This is a genomic window from Thermus sp., assembly GCF_056332225.1.
On sequence record NZ_JBWGQW010000020.1, the window covers coordinates 271 to 16,239 of the forward strand.

Genomic DNA, 15,969 nt, shown 5'->3' on the forward strand with positions numbered 1-15,969 from the left:
CCCGTGGCCTTCCGCCACCTCGGGGACCCTCAGTAGGGGAGGAGCCAGGTGCGGAAGTAGTCCCGAACCCGCCCCCAAAGCTCCAAGACGTAGGATGGGAGCATGCGCTGGCACGGGGTCTTCCGCCGCTTCGTCTTAGCCCGGCAGTACCGCTTCGCCCGCGAGGCCCTGGTGCCCCACTTCTTTGACGCCCTCACCGCCTACGCCCTGGAGCTCGCCCGGCTCGGCCTCCCCCACGCCAGGGAGGCCGTGGCCGCGCTAAGGGAGCTCCGCACCCTGCCCCTCCCGAGCTTCACCGGGGAGGTGGAGGACGTGTTCTTCTCCATCCAGGCCCAGCTCGCCGAGCACTGGGGGGAGGAGGTGGCGGGGGCGGTGCGCCGGGGGCTTTCCCGCAACGACCTGGACCTCACGGTCTTCCGGGCCTACCTCCGGGACCGGACCCTCGCCCTCCTCGGCGACCTCCTCCGCCTGCGGCGGGTGGTGCTCCGCCAGGCGGAGCGGCACCGGGGGGTGGTGGTGGTCCTCTCCACCCACCACCGCCCGGCCCAGCCCTCCACCCTGGACCACTACCTCCTCGGGGTGGAGGCCCTCCTCGCCCGGGACACGGAAAGGCTCTTCCGGGCCCTCTCTAACGTGAACCGCTCCCCCCTGGGGGCGAGCGCCCTGGCGGGAAGCCCCTACCCCGTGGACCGGGAGCGCCTGGCCCGCCTCCTCGGGTTTGAGGGGCCCGTGGAGAACACCCTGGACGCGGTGGCCGCGGGGGACTACGCCCTGGAGCTGGCCTTCGCCCTGGGGGGTTTGGGGGCGAGCCTAAGCCGCCTCCTCACCGACCTCCTTTCCTGGGCGGGGCGGGAGGCCTTCGGGGTGGGGGAGGGGCTTTCCCAGGGGTCAAGCTTCATGCCCCAGAAGCAGAACCCCGTGGTCCTGGAGCACGCCCGCGTCTACGCCGGGCGGCTCCTTGGGGGCCATGCGCCCTTGGCCTTCCTCAACCACAACACCCCCTTCACCGACCTGAACGACCACTCCACCGGGGTTTTGGAGCCCCTCGCCGAGGGGCTCTTCGCCGCCGAGGGGGCGCTGGCGCTCACCCGGGTGGCCCTGGAGGAGGGGGTCTTTTTCCCGGAGCGCCTCCTGGCGGAGTTTTCCCTCGAGGTCCTGGCCTCGGAGGCGGTGGACCTCCTGGTGCGGAAGGGAGTCCCCCTGCCCGAGGCCTACCGCAGGGTGCGGGCGGCCCTCCCCGGGCTAAGGCCGGAGCTTTTGGGGGTGGAGCGGGAGGAGCTTCTGGCCTGGATGGACCTTCAGGCCTTCTTCGCCCGGCGGGAGGTCCTGGGGGGCGTGGGGCCCAAGGCCCGGGCCGAGGCCCTTTCCCGGGCCAAGAAGCGCCTCAAGCGGGACCGCGAGGCCCTAGCCGCTTTGCGGGCGCGGGTTCGCCTGAGCCGGCGCTGGCTTCAGGACCTCGAGCCTGAGGAAGGCGAGGAGGGTGCGGAGGAGGAGGGGCAGGTAGAAGGCGAGGAGCACCAGGAATAGCCCCCAGGAGAGGAGGGCGAAGACCTGGCTCCCAAGCCCCTCGGCCAGGGCTCGGGTGCCCAGGGTGAAGGCGGCGAGGGGAAAGACCAGGCCCCAAAGGCCGGGCTGGAAGGCGAGGCGCACCCGGTGGAGGAGGAGGTTTTCCAGGAGGAAGGTCATGGCCAGGACGAACCACCAGCCCCCCAGGCCCCAAAGGGCCGCCCCGAGGAGGTAGAGGCCCTCGAGGCTCCCCCCGTAGAGCCCCGCTTCCCGGGCCCCGCCGAAGAGGGCGAGGGGGGCGAGGATCCCCACCCCCACCGGGGCCAGGCCGATGAAGAGGGAGGGGACGAGCTCGGGGGCCGGGCGCTCGTGGACGTAGAGGCGGCCCAGGAGGGTAGCCCCCACCCAGAGGAAGAGGACGAGCCCGAGCCCGAGGAACATGAGGAGCCAGAGGAAGGCCTCCCGGGCCCAGGGGCCGAGGAGGGGAAGGAGGGGCCCCCCGGTGAGGGGCACCACGATGGCCGAGACCGGCGGGATGAACCAGGTGCCGTTGGCCGCCTCAAAGGGGAGGCGGAGCCGGGTGAAAACCAAGTAGCCGAGGAGGAGGCTCGCGAGGAGGGTGAGGGGAGCGCCCAGGGCGAAGAGGAGGAGGGCGAGGCCCGGCCACCCCGCCACCTTCAGGCTCGCCAGGCCGAAGAGGAGGAAGGCCAGGGGGAAGGTGGCGTAGAGCTGGGAAAGGAGGGGGTGGTGGAGCTCCTGCCAGACCTGCCCCGGGTAGCGGAGGAGCTTTCCCAGAAAGAAGGCGAGGCTTAGGGCGAAGAGAAGCCCGGCGAGGGCGTAGGCCAGGAGGCCCAGGGCGGGGAGGCCGAAGGCCTTAAGCGTAAGGGCCACCCCGCTTCCCCCCATGACCGCGGCGAACCAGGCGGGGTTGAAGGGGCGCACGCTCATGAGGCCCATTGTGGGATACCGGGGTGGGGTAAGTCAACGCCTCCGGAAGTGCTCCACGGTGAGGCGGATTCCCTCCTCAAAGCCCACCTCGGGCCGCCAGCCGTGGGCCATGAGCTTGAGGGGGGAGAGGACGCTCCTTTCCAGGTCCCCGGGGCGCGGCGGGGCGTGGAGGACCTCAGGGGCCTTCCCCGCGGCCCCGGCCACGGCCTTTAGGACCTCCCTCGTGGTGTGCCCCTCGCCGGTGCCCACGTTGTAGACCCCTTCCAGGGAGAGGAGGGCGAGGGCGTGGGCCCGGGCCACGTCCCCCACGTAGACGTAATCCCGCACGCACCCCTCGTCCCCCGGGGTCTTCCGGGCGTAGAGGGTCACGGGCAGGCCCTTGAGGACCCTTTCGGCGAAGATGGCCACCACCCCCGCCTCCCCGTGGGGGTCCTGCCTGGGCCCGTAGACGTTTCCGTAGCGCAGGGAGACCCACTTGAGGCCGTAGTTTTGCCCGTAGGAGGCGAGGTAGTGCTCAAAGGCGGCCTTGCTGGCGGCGTAGGGGCTTTTGGGGCGGGGGGGCCAGGTCTCCTCGGCCCGCTCCCCCTCGGGCACCTCCCCGTAGATGGCCCCGCCCGTGGAGGCGAAGAGGAGCTTTTCCACGCCATAGCGGCGGCAGGCCTCCAGGAGGTTCATCCCCCCGAGGAGGTTCACCCCGAAGTCCAGGAGGGGGTCTTCCACGCTCACCTTCACCGAGGCCTGGGCCGCCTGGTGGGAGACGTGGGTGGGGCGGAACTCCCGGAAAGCCCGCTCCACCCCCTCCTGGTCCCTCAGGTCCACTTGGAAGAAGGGAACGCCCTCGGGCACGTTCTCCCGCCTGCCCGTGGAGAGGTTGTCCAGGACCGCCACCTCGAGGCCCCTTTTGAGGAGGTCCTCCACGATATGGCTTCCGATGAAACCGGCACCGCCCGTTACGAGAACGCGCATAAAAACCCCCGGGGTAGTGTACCACCACCCCTAACAGCAGGGGGTTGATCACTTGCAGTCACAATCGCAATCGCAGAGGTCCACCCCCTCACCGCATTGGTCAGGTTCCCTGCGGAGCTCGCCGCGGATGGCCTGGAAGAGGCAGGCCAGGGCGTCGGGGTGGAGGAGGGGTGCGTTGTAGAGACCAAGTCCCCTCATGCGCCACCTCCCTCTCTCGTAGGTGGCGTAGAAGAACTCAAAGACGCTCCGCCCCGGTTGGGTGGGGGCCGGGAATGCTTGCCAGAAAGGTGGCTTTGAAAGGGGAACCCACCCCGGGCCCGGGATGGTATCTACCCAAAGCATCTTTAGCTTCAGCATGATGACCGTCCAGGGGCCCACCCTGGGGGTCCAGGCCGGGTAGTAGTAGCCCCAGATGCCCACGATTTCGCCCAAGGAAGCGGTACCCTTTGAGGAAGCGGTACCCTTTGAGGAAGCGGTACCCTTTTTGGCCTTTTTTGTCCTGTTGGGCGTGATGTTGGCCACGAGGGCGTGAGTGGAAGGGGAACCGGGTACCAGCCAGCCCTTTACCGTGCTCACGGGTAGGTGCCAGCAGAGCCCGGGGCTTGGGCGTTTGCCGCAGAAGGTGCCGGGGTGGCAACCCGTTGGAGGGGGGGTGACCGGCCAGCCCTGGTCGTCTATACAGCGGCCAGCGGGGGAAGGGGTCGGGGGGACGAGGCTCGCCAAGAAGTTAGCGAAGTCTGTAGATCCTATTACGTCCGAGGCTAGGGAGAAGGGCTTCACGAGCGAATAGGTGCCTCCTGCGGGGTTATAGACTCCAAACGGCATAACCGGACCTCCTCGAGCCTGCGCGAGGGGAAAAGGCCTTGATGGCTCGATCTATGTTTACAGCCGCCAAGGGGTTTCTGTCAAGCTCCTCAAAAACTCAGGCTATCCGCACCTCCGGCTCGTTGCCGGGCTTCCACTTGATGGTGCACCCGATGGCGGGGGCCTCCTTGAGGGGGGGCTCCTCGCCCCGGAGGAGGGCCTCTATGGCCGCCTCGAGGTCGTGGCTTTGGGCCTTGGCAGGGTCCTTGGGGCTGTCGTTCACCCGGCCGTGGTAGCGGAGGAGGCGCCTCTCGTCAAAGAGGAAGACCTCCGGGGTGCGCAGGGCGCGGTAGGCCTTGGCCACCTCCTGGGTCTCGTCCAGGAGGTAGGGGAAGAAGATGCCGTGGGCCTCGGCGAAGGCCACCATCCCCTCGGGGCTATCCTCGGGGTACTTCTCGTAGTCGTTGGGGTTGATGCCCACGAAGGCCACCTTGCCCCGGTACTTCTCCGCCAGGGCCACGAGCTCGCCGATGGAGCCCTTCACGTAGGGGCAGTGGTTGCACATGAAGACCACGGCCAAGAGGGGCTCCTGGAACTGGGAAAGCCGGTAGCGCCCGCCCCTCGGGTCGGGGAGCTCGGCGTCAATGAGGGGGCTTTCCAGGGGAAGCTCGGGGTAGCGGAGCATGGCCTCATGCTAAGGGCCTGGGCCTGGGTCTCGCAAGGGGCGCCCTCACCCGCCGATGACCACCGGGAGGATCACGGGATCGCGGCCCGTGGCCTTCTTCAGGAACTTCTTCACCGGGTAGTAGATGTCGTCCCGGATGCGCTCTAGGGGCTTCTTTTCCCGCACCCCGTTTTTCAGGGCCTCGAGGGCCATGCGCTTCACCTCCCCAAGAAGCCGCTCCCCGGCCTTCACGAAGCCCCGCGAGACCACCTCCACCACGGGCTCCTCGTCGGCCAGGGCGGTGATGACCACCAGGCCCTCCTCGGCCATGTGGCGGCGGTCGGCCAGGATCTCCTCGGTGATGTCCCCCACCCCCAGGCCGTCCACGTAGAGCGCCCCGTGGGGCACCTCCCCCGCCTTCTCAAAGGTCTCCCGGGTGAGGCGGTAGACCGCCCCGTTCTCCCCGATGAGGGTCTTCTCCGGGGGGCGGCTCATGGACTCGGCGAGCCACTTGAAGTTCACCTGGTGGCGCACCTCCCCGTGCCAGGGGAGGAAGAACTTGGGCGTGGTGAGGTTGAGGATGAGCTTGAGCTCCTCCTGGGAGGCGTGGCCCGAGGCGTGGACCCTATAGGTGGGGGGGTAGAGGACGTAGGCCCCGAGGGCGTAGAGGCGGTTGATGACCCGGTTCACCGCCTCCTCGTTCCCGGGGATGGGGCTAGAGGAGAGGATCACCGTGTCCCCGGGCCGGATGGCCATCTTGGCGTGCCCCTCAAAGGCCAGGCGGTGGAGGACGGACATGGGCTGGCCCTGGCTCCCCGTGGCCAGGATGAGGACCTGGTGGTCGGGGAGGTCCATGACCTCCTCCAGGGTGTAGAGGCGGTCCTTCACCTTGAGGTAGCCGAGCTCCAGGGCGATGCGGCTGAACTTCAGCATGCTCCGCCCCTCCATGGCCACCTTGCGCCCGTACTTCTCCGCCGCCCAGATCACCGACTGGATGCGGTGGATGTGGCTGGCGAAGGTGGTGACGAAGACCCTTCCGGGGGCGCGGCCGATGACCCGGTCCAGCTCCTTGGCGATCTCCATCTCGCTTGGGGTGTAGCCGGGCCTTTCGGCGTTGGTGGCGTCGGCGATGAGGAGGAGCACGCCTTCCGCCCCCGCCTGGGCCACCTTGGCCAGGTGGGAGACCTTCCCGTCAATGGGGGTGGGGTCCAGCTTGAAGTCCCCGGTGTGGACGATGGTGCCGATGGGGGTGCGGATCACCACCCCGGAGTTGTCGGGGATGGAGTGGGTCATGCGGAAGAGGTCCAGGGTGAAGTAGCGGCCCGCCTGGATGCGGTCGTCGGGGGAGATCTCCTTGAGGTTGAAGGCCCCGGGCCTCAGGCCGAACTCCTCGAGCTTGCCCCTAAGAAGCCCCAAGGTGAGCCTCGCCCCGTAGATGGGCACCGGGCTTTCCTTGCCGAAGACCATGGGGAGGAGGAAGGGGAGCCCACCGATGTGGTCCTCGTGCCCGTGGGTGAGGACCCAGGCCTTGATCTGGTGGCGGTGCTCCACCAGGAAGTCCACCCGGGGGATCAAGAGGTCCACCCCCGGCATCCCCTCCTCGGGGAAGGCGAGCCCTCCGTCCAGGACGAAGATCTCGTCCCGGTAGCGGAAGGCGGTGATGTTTTTGCCGATCTCCCCCATCCCCCCCAAGGGGATGATCTCCACGGCCTCCTGGCCGCCGTGCGCCGGGCTTCCCTCCTGGGGGCGGCGCTTTCTCCTTCTCCTCGGCTTTCTTTCGGGGTGTTCCATAGGTCTCCTTTCTCCCGGATGGGGAGCGCTCGCGGGGGGTACTTGGGGCTAGGACCGCCTCGGGGGGATCTTGCCCTCCAGCTCGGGGCGGATCAGGTCAATCTTCCCCTTCTCGTCAATGCGGTGGACCTTGACCTTGATCACGTCCCCCACCTTGAGGTGGTCCTCCACCCGCTTCACCCGGCCCGGGGCCACCTGGCTGATGTGGAGGAGCCCCTCGGTGCCGGGGAAGAGGCTGACGAAGGCCCCGAAGGGGGTGATGCGGGTGACGGTGCCCTCGTAGACCTCGCCCACCTTGGCCTCGCGGGTGAGGTCCTCTATGCGCCTCTTGGCCTTCTCCGCCGCCTCGAGGTCGCTGGAGTAGATGCGCACCGTCCCGTCCTCCTCGATCTCCACCTCCACGCCAAGCTCCTCCAGGGCGCGCACGTTCTTGCCCCCGGGGCCGATGACCAGGCCGATCTTGTCCACGGGGACCTTGAGGGCGAGGATCCTGGGGGCGAAGGGCTTGAGCTCAGGACGCGGGGCGGGGAGGACGGATTCCATCAGGTCCAGGATCTTGAGCCTGGCCTCCCGGGCCTGGAGGAGGGCTTCCTTCAGCACCTCGCGGGGAAGCCCGCCCACCTTGTTGTCCATCTGCAGGGCGGTGACCCCCTTGCGGGTTCCCGCCACCTTGAAGTCCATGTCCCCGAGGGCGTCCTCGAGGCCCAGGATGTCCGTGAGGATCACCGCCCGGCTCTCCTCCCACACGAGCCCCATGGCCACCCCGGCCACAGGGGCCCTTATGGGCACCCCGGCGTCCATGAGGGCCAGGCACCCGGCGCACACCGTGGCCATGGAGCTAGAGCCGTTGGACTCCAGGACGTCCCCCACCACCCGCACCGTGTAGGGGAAGGCCTCCTCGGGGGGCATCACCGCCTTGAGGGCCCGCTTGGCCAGGTTGCCGTGCCCCACCTCCCGGCGGGAAACCCCCCTTAGGCGCTTCACCTCCCCGGTGGAGTAGGGGGGGAAGTTGTAGTGGACGAGGAAGGGGTCGGTCTCGTCAATGCCCAGGTCGTCGATGATCTGCTCGTCCCGGCCCGTGCCCAGGGTGACCGTGCCCAGGACCTGGGTCTCCCCCCGGGTGAAGACGGCGGAGCCGTGGGCCCGGGGGAGGACGTCCACCTCAATCCAGATGGGCCTGAGGTCCTTGGGGCCGCGCCCGTCCGCCCGCTTGCCCTCCTCGAGGACGAGCCGCCGGAGCTCCTTCCGCACCACCTCGTCAAAGGCGCTCTCGTAGAGGGGCCTCTTGGCCTCGTCCGGGGTGCCGTCTTCCCCCTTGGGCAGGGCCTCGGCGACGAGGGCCTCGGCGAAGGCCGAGAGGGCCCGGCTCCTTTCCCCTTTGCTTGCGGTCTGGAGCACCTGGGAGAGGCCCCGCTCCAGGGCCAGGCGGTAGAGGGCCTCCTTCTCCTCTTCGGAGAGGGCCTCGGGCGGGGTCCAGGCCATCTTGGGCTTGGCGAGCTCCCGGGCCATGGCCTCCTGAAGGTCCAGGATGGGCCGCATCTCCCGGTGGGCGAACTCCAGGGCCTGGACCAGAAGTTCCTCCTCTACCTCCTGTGCCCCGGCCTCCACCATGAGGATGGCCTCCCGGCTTCCCGCCACCACCAGGTCCAGGGCGCTTTCCTCCAGCTCCTGCAGGGTGGGGTTCAGCACCAGCTGCCCCCCGATGAGCCCCACCCTTACGGCGGCGATGGGGCCCTCCCAGGGGATATCGGAGATCATGAGGGCGGCGCTCGCCGCGATGGGGCCCAGGATGTCCGGGGGGTTCTTCTGGTCGGCGGAAAGCACCGTGACGATCACCTGCACCTCGTGGCGGAACCCCTTGGGGAAGAGGGGCCTTATGGGCCGGTCCGTCATGCGGGCCGAGAGGATGGCCTTCTCCCCCGGGCGCCCCTCCCGGCGCATGAAGCTTCCCGGGATCTTCCCCACGGCGTAGTGGCGCTCCTCAAACTCCACGGTGAGGGGGAGGAAGTCGGCCTGCACGGGCTCTTCCGAGGCCTGGGCCGTGGCCAGGACCACCGTGTCCCCGTAGCGCACGAGGACCGAACCCGCGGCCTGCTTGGCGTACTTTCCCGTTTCCAGAATGAGCTTTCGCCCGGCCACCTCGGTCTCGTAGCGGTGGGCCTGGGGTGTGTTGGGCGTGGCTTCCGGCATGGCGCTCCTCAAGGGAAAGGCGGAGCCCTAGGGCCCCGCCCCCGACCTATTCCCCAGTTTACTTCCTGAGCCCAAGCTTCTCAACCAGGGCACGGTAGCGCTCCGGGTCCTCCCGCTCCAAGTAGCGGAGGAGCCTCCGCCGCTGCCCCACCATCATCAGAAGACCGCGGTGGGAGTGGTGGTCGTGCTTGTGGGTCTTGAGGTGCTCGGAGAGGCGGTTGATGCGCAGGGTGAGGAGGGCCACCTGCACCTCGGTGCTCCCCGTGTCCCCGGGGAAGCGGGCGAACTCCTGGATGACCTTCTGCTTCTCTTCCTTGCTGATGGGCATCTCTTCCTCCGTCAGGGGGGAAGGCGCTCTAAGCCCCTTCCTCCTCAAAGGCGGGCATTCCCCGCCAGACCCTAACCAGCATAGGGGGGCCGGACCCTCCCGTCAACCAGGAAGAGGAGGAGGGCGAGGAGGGCCAGGCCCGCCCCTACCCCAAAGGCCCACCCCGGTCCCAGGGCCTGCCAGAGCAGGCCAAAGAGGAGGCTCGCCGGAAGGAGGAGAAGGCCCATGAGGGTGTGGTAGAGGCCGATGGCGCTGGCCTTCTCCCCCTCGGGGACCAGGGTGGCGAGGTAGGCCCGGCTCGCCCCCTCAAAGGCCGCCGAGTACAGGGCGTAGACCAGGAGAAAGGCCAGGGCGAGGGGGGCGGAGGTGGCCAGGGCGAAGCCCAGGTAGGTGAGGGCGTAAAGGCCGTAGCCTAGGGCCACCACCCGTCTTAGGCCCACCCGGTCCGCCAGGCTTCCCAGGGGGTAGGCGAGGAGGGCGTAGGCCAGGTTGTAGAGGGTGTAGGCCAGGGTCACCTGGCCCTCGGAGAGGCCGAGGTCCTCGAGGCGGAGGAGCAAAAAGGCGTTGGAGGAAAGGGCCAGGGTGAAGAGGCCGGAGACGAGGAGGAAGCGGCGGTAGCCCGGGCCCATGCGGGCAAGGCGCAAGGGGGGGAGGGCTTTGGGGGGGCTTGGGGCCTCCCTCAGCCGCAGGAGGAGGAGAGAGGCCAAGAAGGCGGGTATTGCCGAGAGCCAGAACACCCCCCGCATCCCCACCGCGGGCAGAAGGAGGAAGGCCAGAAGGGGTCCCAGGGTGGCCCCCAGGGTGTCCAGGCCCCGGTGGAGCCCGTAGGCCCGGCCCAGGGCTTCCCTGGGGACGTTCTCGGCGAGGAGGGCGTCCCGGGGAGCCGTCCTCAGGCCCTTCCCCGTGCGGTCTAGGAAGCGGTAGAGGAGGACCTGCCAGGGGCTTGTGGCCAGGGCCAGGATGGGGCGGAAGAGGGCGGGAAGGCCGTAGCCCAGGAGCAGGAAAGGGCGCCTCCGGCCCAGGCGGTCGGAAAGCCTTCCCCCCACCACCTTGAAGAGGCTGGCGGTGGCCTCCGCCACCCCCTCCACCAGCCCGATCACCCCGGCCCCCGCCCCAAGACTCCCAAGAAAGAGGGGCAGAAGGGGGTAGACCATCTCGCTGGCCACGTCCATGAGGAAGCTCACCGCCCCGAGCAGGTAGACCAAAGGCGGGGGCCTCACGGGCGGTGCCTCCAGAAGAGCCAAAGCAGGAAGGGTTCCGGCAGGACCATGAGGAGGGAAAGGGGGTCCAGGGGCGCCGGGGAGAGGAAGGCGAGGCCGAGAGGCGTGGGGAAGGGGAGGGGCAGGGTGCGGGTGAGGAGGAAGAGGAAGAGGAGGGCCAGGGAAAGCCCCACGCCCACCCGCCAGACCAGGGGGGCGAAGGGAGGGTCCTCCCCGGGGTACATGAGGCGGAGGACCCAAAGCCCCAGGGCGTAGGTGACCTTGAGGGCGAGGAGGACGAGGAAGGCCTGGCCGTAGAAGTAGTACTCGCTTACGAGCCCGTACCGCACCGCCTCGGCCTCGGACACTCCCAGGGCGCTCCCGCAGAGCCCCTGCCCCAGCGTTTCCGATAGGCCAAGGCCCAGGAACTGGAGGAGGAAGGGGCTAAGGGAAAGCCCCACCATCCAGGGAAGGCCGGGTCCGGGGACGAAGGCCACCCTAAAAGCTTTTCCCCTTCTGGGAAAAAGGTCAAGGGCCAGGAATCCCTCCCCGGCCCTTGACCACGTGGGCGCTTACCAGAGCCGCATCCCCGGCACGGGGTTAAGGTTGCTGAAAAGCTGCACCAGGGTGGGCCCGTAGGCCAGGACCACCAGGACCACCGCCACGGCGAACCAGAACCCGATCCGGTCCATGGCGAGAACGAGCCGCCGGTCTTCGGGGCCCGAGAGGACCTCGGCGAAGGGCACGGGGGCTTCGGCGAGCTCCGGGCGGCGCTCCCGGCCCAAAAGGACGCTGAAAAGCCCGTAGATGAAGAGGAGGAGCGCTATCAGAAGAACGATGCCCGCCAAGACGTTGAAGACCATGGGAACGGCGGCCTGGGGGTAAGCGTCCGGCACCTGGGCGATGTGGGCGCGCCGGGGCACGTTGAGGAGGCCCGCCCAGTGGAGGCCCAGGGCCATGAGCATCATCCCGAGGAACCAGAGCCACACCACCGCCAGGCCGAGCCGCCTTTGCGCGTCGGAGATGGGCTTCCCCGTGAGGTTGGGGAGGAGCCAGTAGAGGGAGCCCATGGCGGTGAGGGTCACCAGGCTCGCCACCTGGAGGTGGAAGTGCCCGGGGATCCAGGTGGTGTTGTGCACCACGTAGTCCAGGGTGAAGCTGGCGTTCACGATGCCCCCCGCCCCTCCGGGGATGAAGCCAAGGAGGCCCAGGACCGGGGCCACGAAGGCGGGGTTGTCCCAGGGGAGGGCCCGGATCCAGCCCAAAAGCCCCTTGCCGCCCCGCATCCTGCCTGCATACTCCAGGCTCGCCGCCACGGTGAAGGCGGTCATGAGGCTCGGCACGGCCACGAAGAGGGTGAGGACGGAGTGGATCATCTTCCAGGTGGGGTCAATCCCGGGGTCGGCGAACTGGTGGTGGAAGCCCACGGGGGTGGAGAGGAGGAGGAAGAGGAGGAAGGTGAGGCGGGCCATGGGGTCGGAGACCAGCTTCCCCCCGGCCTGCTTGGGCAGGATGGCGTAGATGATGGCGTAGGCGGGAAGGAGCCAGAAGTAGACGATGGGGTGGCCCGTCCACCAGAAGAGGGTGCGGGCGACCAAGGGGTCTACACCCTGGATGAGCCCGAAGGACCAGGGGAGGAGGAAGAGCACCGCTTCCAGCACGAGCCCAATGGAGGCGATAAACCACATGAGCCAGAAGACCACGGCCATGTAGGTGACGAGGGGGGTCACCTGGCCGGGGTGCTGGGCCTTCCAGCGCCGCCAGAGGTCCAGGACGAGGTAGATGCTCACCCAGGTGGAGAGGACGAAGACGCTCGCCCCCAGGTAGAAGGCCCAGTGCCCCTTGAGGGGCGGGTAGAAGGTGTAGAGGACGGTGGCCTCGTTGGCGAGGAGAGGGAGGGCGGCCACCACAAGCCCAACGAAGGCCATCCACCAGGAGAGCCACATGAGGCCCATGTTGGGCCTAAGGTTCAGCTCCCTGGCGGGGAGGTAGACCATGACCGCCTGGGCGAAGAGCTGGGTGAAGACGATGGCGTTCAAGACCCCATGCAGGGTCAGGCCCTGGTAGTAGGACTGGACGAAGGGAAGGAGGCGCTTGAGAAGGGGATAGGCGTCCACGTTCCCGTAGTTCAGGGCCTGGAAGGGGCCGAAGAGGCTTCCCACGATGACGGCCAGGAAGCCCAGCACCAAGAAGTAGAGGGTGGCCTTCTTCTCCGGATAGGCCTCGTAGATCCGGCTGATCGCACCGCTTTGCACCGCCATGGCTCACTCCTTCACCACGATCTTGCCGAACATGTTCTGGTGGCCTAAGCCGCAGTACTGGTTGCAGATGATGCGGTACTCCCCGGGCTTCTTGAAGGTGTAGCGCACGGTGGAGACCTCGCCCGGAAGCACCTCCACGTTGATGCTGGTGCCCTCCACGTGGAAGCCGTGGATTACGTCGGGACTCGTGATCTTGAACACGATCTCCGCTCCCTTGGGCACCTCAATGGGGTTCGGCTGGTAGCCGAAGGCGAAGGCCAGGACGTGGACCGTGTACTGGTTGGGGCCGGTCTGCACCACCGCCTGGGCGGGGTCGGCCCAGGGGCCCTCGGCGCGCACCTTGGTGGGGTCCACCCGCTCCAGCTTGCCCACGGGGATCACCCCAGAGGTGTGGGTGGCCAGGGTGTAGGCGATGAGGGCGATGAAAACCACAAGCATAGCCAAGGAGAAGGCCAGCCAACCCTTCTCGTAAGCCAGGATCGCCTTGTGGGCCTTGTGCTCGTCCACCATACCTACCCCCTAGCGAAGAAGAGCGCGTATACCCCCAGCCAGAAGACCAGGATGGTGAGGGTAAGAACCAGTATCACTCCCAGGGCGCCGACCGGTTTTTCTTCCATACCCTTCCTCCCTACGGCGGGTTGCCGTACACGGTGCCCATGGTAGCGAAGCTCAGGGAAAAGTGAAAAGTACATTTGTCCCTTCCCATAAGGAATGCGGCATGGGGGTAGGCTTGAGGGCCGCGACCCCAGCTCTTTCGGCTTCTACCCCGCAAGGCCTTTTCGGCGTAGATCCTGGCCCAAAGCTGGGGTTCGGGAGCGCCCCCCTTCCAGGGGCGGTAGGCTAAGCCTCGCTTCCCACCCGGGCCAGGACCAGGCGGCTTATCTCCTTTAAGGTTTCGAAGACCCCCTTCCCCTCGGTGGCCACGGCCTCAAAGACCGGGAAGCGGCCCTCGGGGTCCACCACGGCCCGCACCATCTCAACGGGGAGGGCATCGGGGAGGTCCCGCTTGTTCACCTGGAGGACCACGGGGAGGTCTTCTAGCTTCAGGCCATATTCCGCCAGGTTCTCCCGCATGTTGCGCATGCTCTCGGCGTTGGCCCGAAGGCGGTTTGGGGCCGAGTCCGCCACGAAGACGATGCCGTCCACGCCCCGTAGGATGAGCTTGCGGCTGGCGTTGTAAAAGACCTGGCCCGGCACGGTGTAGAGGTGGAAGCGGGTCTTGAAGCCCTTAACCTCTCCCAGGTCCAGGGGCAGGAAATCAAAGAAGAGGGTGCGCTCGTCCTCCGTGGCCAGGGAGACCATCTCCCCTTTGCGGTCTTCGGGTACCTTGCTGTAAATCCACTTAAGGTTCGTGGTCTTGCCGGAGAGACCGGGTCCGTAGTAGACGATCTTGAAGTTGATCTCTCGGTTGGCGAAGTTGATGGTGCTCATGCTAGCTCAGGAGGTCGTCCAGGAGGGCCTTGGCCTTTTCGCGGTACTCCGTGTCCAGGGTGAGGTGGGGCGGGTGGGCCAGGGCCTCCTCGGCGAGCCGGGCTAGGGCCTCCGCCGCCCGCTTGCCGTAGAGCTTTACCTTGCCCAAGGGGGCGTTCTCGTCAAAGATGAGAAGCAGGAGGGCGTGTTCCCCCGCTTCGTCCACGTAGAGGCCCATGCGCTCCCCTTGGAGAACCTGCTCCTGGAAGCGGGCCTCCCCCAGGAGCTTGGCCAGGGCCTGGGTGGCGGCGGCGTTGCCCGCCACCAGGGTAGCGAGGGAGTCTAAGGGGGGCGGCTTGGGGGCCCAGAGGGCCTCCTTGTGGACCAACACGAAGCCTTTGCGGTCTACCAAAAGAGCGTACCGGGTCCCGGTTTCCCGGAGGGTTTCCTCCAGCACCCGGAGGGCCTCCTCGTAGAGGGACCCGTAGAGGACCAAGGAGGGTTCCACCATAGTATGCTCAGTCTATCATGGAGGCTTTTCTTGCGGAGGCCAGGTCCCTTCTTGCGGAGCTCGTGGCCATCCCCTCGGTGAGCGCCGAGGGCAGGGCGCTAAGGGAGGGGGCGGAAAAGGTGGCGGGGGTCCTGGAGGGCCTGGGGCTAGCCCCTGAGCTTCACGAAGGGTACGGCCCCCCGGTGGTCTACGCGGAAGGCGGGGAAGGGGAGAGGACCCTCCTCTTCTACAACCACTACGATGTTCAGCCCCCGGACCCCCTGGAGCTTTGGGACACGAACCCCTTCGCCCTGGTGGAGCGGGATGGGGCCTGGTGGGGCCGGGGCGCCCACGACGACAAGGGGGAGCTCGTGGCCCGCGTGATGGCCCTGAAACTCTTCCAAAAGAAGCACGGCTTCCTTCCCCGGGTGAAGTTCGTGGTGGAGGGGGAGGAGGAGGTGGGTAGCCCCCACCTCGAGGCCTACGTGGCGGACAAAAAGGACCTGTTGCGGGCGGACGCCATCCTCTGGGAGGCCGGGGGGGTGGACGCCAAGGACAGGCCCTACCTCTACGCCGGGCTCAAGGGCATCGTGGCCCTGGAGCTAAAGGTGCGGACCGCGGCCTTTGACCTCCACTCCTCCTTTGGGGCAGTGGTGGAAAACCCCATCTACCGCTTGAGCCGGGCCCTGGCCTCTTTGCGGGACGAGGAGGGGCGGGTTCTCATCCCCGGCTTCTACGACCGGGTGCGCCCCCTCACCCCCTTGGAGATGGAGGTCTTGGCCGAGATCCCGGACGAGTCGGAGGCGCTTCGGGAGGCCTTTGGCGTGAAGGACTTCCTGGGCGGGGCGAGGGGGCTAGACTTCAACCAGCGCCTTTACGCCGAGCCCTGCGTCAACTATAACGGCTTCCACGCGGGGTACGGGGGCCCCGGGTCCAAGACGGTGCTTCCCGCGGAGGCCCGGGCCAAGCTGGACTTCCGCCTGGTGCCCGACCAGGACCCGGAGGAGGTGCCGGGGCTCCTTCGGCGCCACCTCGAGGCCCAGGGCTTCCACGACGTGGAGGTGGTGGTCCTGGAGAAGGGGGAACGCCCGGCCCGCTCCGACCTCGCCCACCCCTTCGTGGCCCTGGCGCGGCGGGCCCTCGAGGAGGCCTTCGGGGAGAAGGCGGTGCTCTACCCGAATATGGCGGGCTCGGGGCCCATGCACCCTTTCCTCCACCACCTCCATGCCCCGGCGGTGGGCCTCGGGGTGGGCTACCCGGGAAGCCGGGTCCACAGCCCCAATGAGCACATCCGCATCCGGGACTTTGAGCGGGGGGTGCGGGCCATCCTGCGCCTCCTGGAGCTTTTCTTTCTGGACCGTTAGGGCTTCGCCCGAGCGAGGGGCCGGGGGTCGCGTGTTGCGTGATCCAGG

Annotated in this window: 15 protein-coding genes and 1 pseudogene; 2 read left to right on the forward strand and 14 right to left on the reverse strand. The window is 67.9% G+C overall.

The genetic code is table 11. From position 1 onward, the window contains the following. Window positions 1-102: 102 nt before the first annotated feature. On the forward strand, window positions 103-1,527 hold the full coding sequence (locus AC01Y6_RS05550; RefSeq protein WP_476670630.1) for a lyase family protein: 1,425 nt from the start codon (window positions 103-105) through the stop codon (window positions 1,525-1,527). 9 nt (window positions 1,528-1,536) lie between these two features. Here AC01Y6_RS05550 and AC01Y6_RS05555 read toward each other — a convergent pair. The 14 genes and pseudogenes from AC01Y6_RS05555 to mglB form a co-directional block, all read right to left on the reverse strand. After that, window positions 1,537-2,463 (reverse strand): annotated as a pseudogene (locus tag AC01Y6_RS05555) (SLAC1 family transporter); the annotation flags it as partial. Window positions 2,464-2,487: 24 nt separating this feature from the next. Further along, a complete protein-coding gene (locus AC01Y6_RS05560; protein WP_476670632.1) occupies window positions 2,488-3,420 on the reverse strand; it encodes an SDR family oxidoreductase in 933 nt (310 codons plus the stop codon). A gap of 48 nt (window positions 3,421-3,468) precedes the next feature. Continuing rightward, a complete protein-coding gene (locus tag AC01Y6_RS05565) occupies window positions 3,469-3,618 on the reverse strand; it encodes a hypothetical protein (protein WP_476670634.1) in 150 nt (49 codons plus the stop codon). A 724-nt stretch (window positions 3,619-4,342) separates the two neighbouring features. Further along, window positions 4,343-4,909: a thioredoxin family protein gene (locus tag AC01Y6_RS05570; RefSeq protein WP_347241261.1), complete on the reverse strand. Its 567-nt coding sequence runs from the start codon at window positions 4,907-4,909 to the stop codon at window positions 4,343-4,345. A gap of 45 nt (window positions 4,910-4,954) precedes the next feature. Continuing rightward, a complete protein-coding gene (locus tag AC01Y6_RS05575) occupies window positions 4,955-6,679 on the reverse strand; it encodes a ribonuclease J (RefSeq protein ID WP_476670636.1) in 1,725 nt (574 codons plus the stop codon). Window positions 6,680-6,727: 48 nt separating this feature from the next. Beyond that, window positions 6,728-8,869 (reverse strand): polyribonucleotide nucleotidyltransferase, encoded by a 2,142-nt coding sequence (pnp, locus tag AC01Y6_RS05580; protein ID WP_476670638.1) that lies wholly within the window; start codon window positions 8,867-8,869, stop codon window positions 6,728-6,730. A 58-nt stretch (window positions 8,870-8,927) separates the two neighbouring features. Beyond that, window positions 8,928-9,197, reverse strand: a complete 270-nt coding sequence (gene rpsO / locus AC01Y6_RS05585) for a 30S ribosomal protein S15 (RefSeq protein WP_347241257.1) — start codon at window positions 9,195-9,197, stop codon at window positions 8,928-8,930. A 71-nt stretch (window positions 9,198-9,268) separates the two neighbouring features. Then, a complete protein-coding gene (locus AC01Y6_RS05590; RefSeq protein WP_347241256.1) occupies window positions 9,269-10,417 on the reverse strand; it encodes an MFS transporter in 1,149 nt (382 codons plus the stop codon). Then, on the reverse strand, window positions 10,414-10,860 hold the full coding sequence (locus AC01Y6_RS05595; RefSeq protein WP_347241264.1) for a hypothetical protein: 447 nt from the start codon (window positions 10,858-10,860) through the stop codon (window positions 10,414-10,416). Before AC01Y6_RS05595 ends, AC01Y6_RS05590 begins: the two co-directional genes overlap by 4 nt. A 108-nt stretch (window positions 10,861-10,968) precedes the next feature. Continuing rightward, entirely contained in the window at window positions 10,969-12,657 is a 1,689-nt protein-coding gene (locus tag AC01Y6_RS05600; protein ID WP_476670641.1) for a b(o/a)3-type cytochrome-c oxidase subunit 1, read from the reverse strand. Between the two features lie 3 nt (window positions 12,658-12,660). Next, a complete protein-coding gene (gene cbaB, locus AC01Y6_RS05605) occupies window positions 12,661-13,167 on the reverse strand; it encodes a ba3-type cytochrome C oxidase subunit II (protein WP_428721530.1) in 507 nt (168 codons plus the stop codon). A gap of 2 nt (window positions 13,168-13,169) precedes the next feature. After that, window positions 13,170-13,274 (reverse strand): cytochrome c oxidase subunit 2A, encoded by a 105-nt coding sequence (locus tag AC01Y6_RS05610; protein WP_347241253.1) that lies wholly within the window; start codon window positions 13,272-13,274, stop codon window positions 13,170-13,172. A 223-nt stretch (window positions 13,275-13,497) separates the two neighbouring features. Continuing rightward, the gene (mglA, locus tag AC01Y6_RS05615; RefSeq protein WP_476670644.1) at window positions 13,498-14,088 is read right to left on the reverse strand and encodes a GTPase MglA; all 591 of its coding nucleotides are present in this window, start codon (window positions 14,086-14,088) and stop codon (window positions 13,498-13,500) included. Between the two features lies 1 nt (window position 14,089). Then, window positions 14,090-14,578 (reverse strand): GTPase-activating protein MglB, encoded by a 489-nt coding sequence (gene mglB / locus AC01Y6_RS05620; protein WP_347241251.1) that lies wholly within the window; start codon window positions 14,576-14,578, stop codon window positions 14,090-14,092. 17 nt (window positions 14,579-14,595) lie between these two features. Here mglB and AC01Y6_RS05625 point away from each other — a divergent pair, with 17 nt between their 5' ends. Then, window positions 14,596-15,921 (forward strand): M20/M25/M40 family metallo-hydrolase, encoded by a 1,326-nt coding sequence (locus tag AC01Y6_RS05625; protein ID WP_428719588.1) that lies wholly within the window; start codon window positions 14,596-14,598, stop codon window positions 15,919-15,921. Window positions 15,922-15,969 lie beyond the last annotated feature (48 nt).

Bases quoted from the DNA above. Each gene is read 5' to 3' on its own strand.
- AC01Y6_RS05600 (WP_476670641.1), bottom strand. From the start codon at position 12,657: ATGGCGGTGCAAAGCGGTGCGATCAGCCGGATCTACGAGGCCTATCCG.
- cbaB (WP_428721530.1), bottom strand. From the start codon at position 13,167: ATGGTGGACGAGCACAAGGCCCACAAGGCGATCCTGGCTTACGAGAAG.
- AC01Y6_RS05575 (WP_476670636.1), bottom strand. From the start codon at position 6,679: ATGGAACACCCCGAAAGAAAGCCGAGGAGAAGGAGAAAGCGCCGCCCC.
- AC01Y6_RS05560 (WP_476670632.1), bottom strand. From the start codon at position 3,420: ATGCGCGTTCTCGTAACGGGCGGTGCCGGTTTCATCGGAAGCCATATC.
- AC01Y6_RS05550 (WP_476670630.1), top strand. From the start codon at position 103: ATGCGCTGGCACGGGGTCTTCCGCCGCTTCGTCTTAGCCCGGCAGTAC.
- AC01Y6_RS05565 (WP_476670634.1), bottom strand. From the start codon at position 3,618: ATGAGGGGACTTGGTCTCTACAACGCACCCCTCCTCCACCCCGACGCC.
- AC01Y6_RS05610 (WP_347241253.1), bottom strand. From the start codon at position 13,274: ATGGAAGAAAAACCGGTCGGCGCCCTGGGAGTGATACTGGTTCTTACC.
- mglB (WP_347241251.1), bottom strand. From the start codon at position 14,578: ATGGTGGAACCCTCCTTGGTCCTCTACGGGTCCCTCTACGAGGAGGCC.
- mglA (WP_476670644.1), bottom strand. From the start codon at position 14,088: ATGAGCACCATCAACTTCGCCAACCGAGAGATCAACTTCAAGATCGTC.
- AC01Y6_RS05625 (WP_428719588.1), top strand. From the start codon at position 14,596: ATGGAGGCTTTTCTTGCGGAGGCCAGGTCCCTTCTTGCGGAGCTCGTG.
- pnp (WP_476670638.1), bottom strand. From the start codon at position 8,869: ATGCCGGAAGCCACGCCCAACACACCCCAGGCCCACCGCTACGAGACC.
- AC01Y6_RS05595 (WP_347241264.1), bottom strand. From the start codon at position 10,860: ATGGTGGGGCTTTCCCTTAGCCCCTTCCTCCTCCAGTTCCTGGGCCTT.
- rpsO (WP_347241257.1), bottom strand. From the start codon at position 9,197: ATGCCCATCAGCAAGGAAGAGAAGCAGAAGGTCATCCAGGAGTTCGCC.
- AC01Y6_RS05570 (WP_347241261.1), bottom strand. From the start codon at position 4,909: ATGCTCCGCTACCCCGAGCTTCCCCTGGAAAGCCCCCTCATTGACGCC.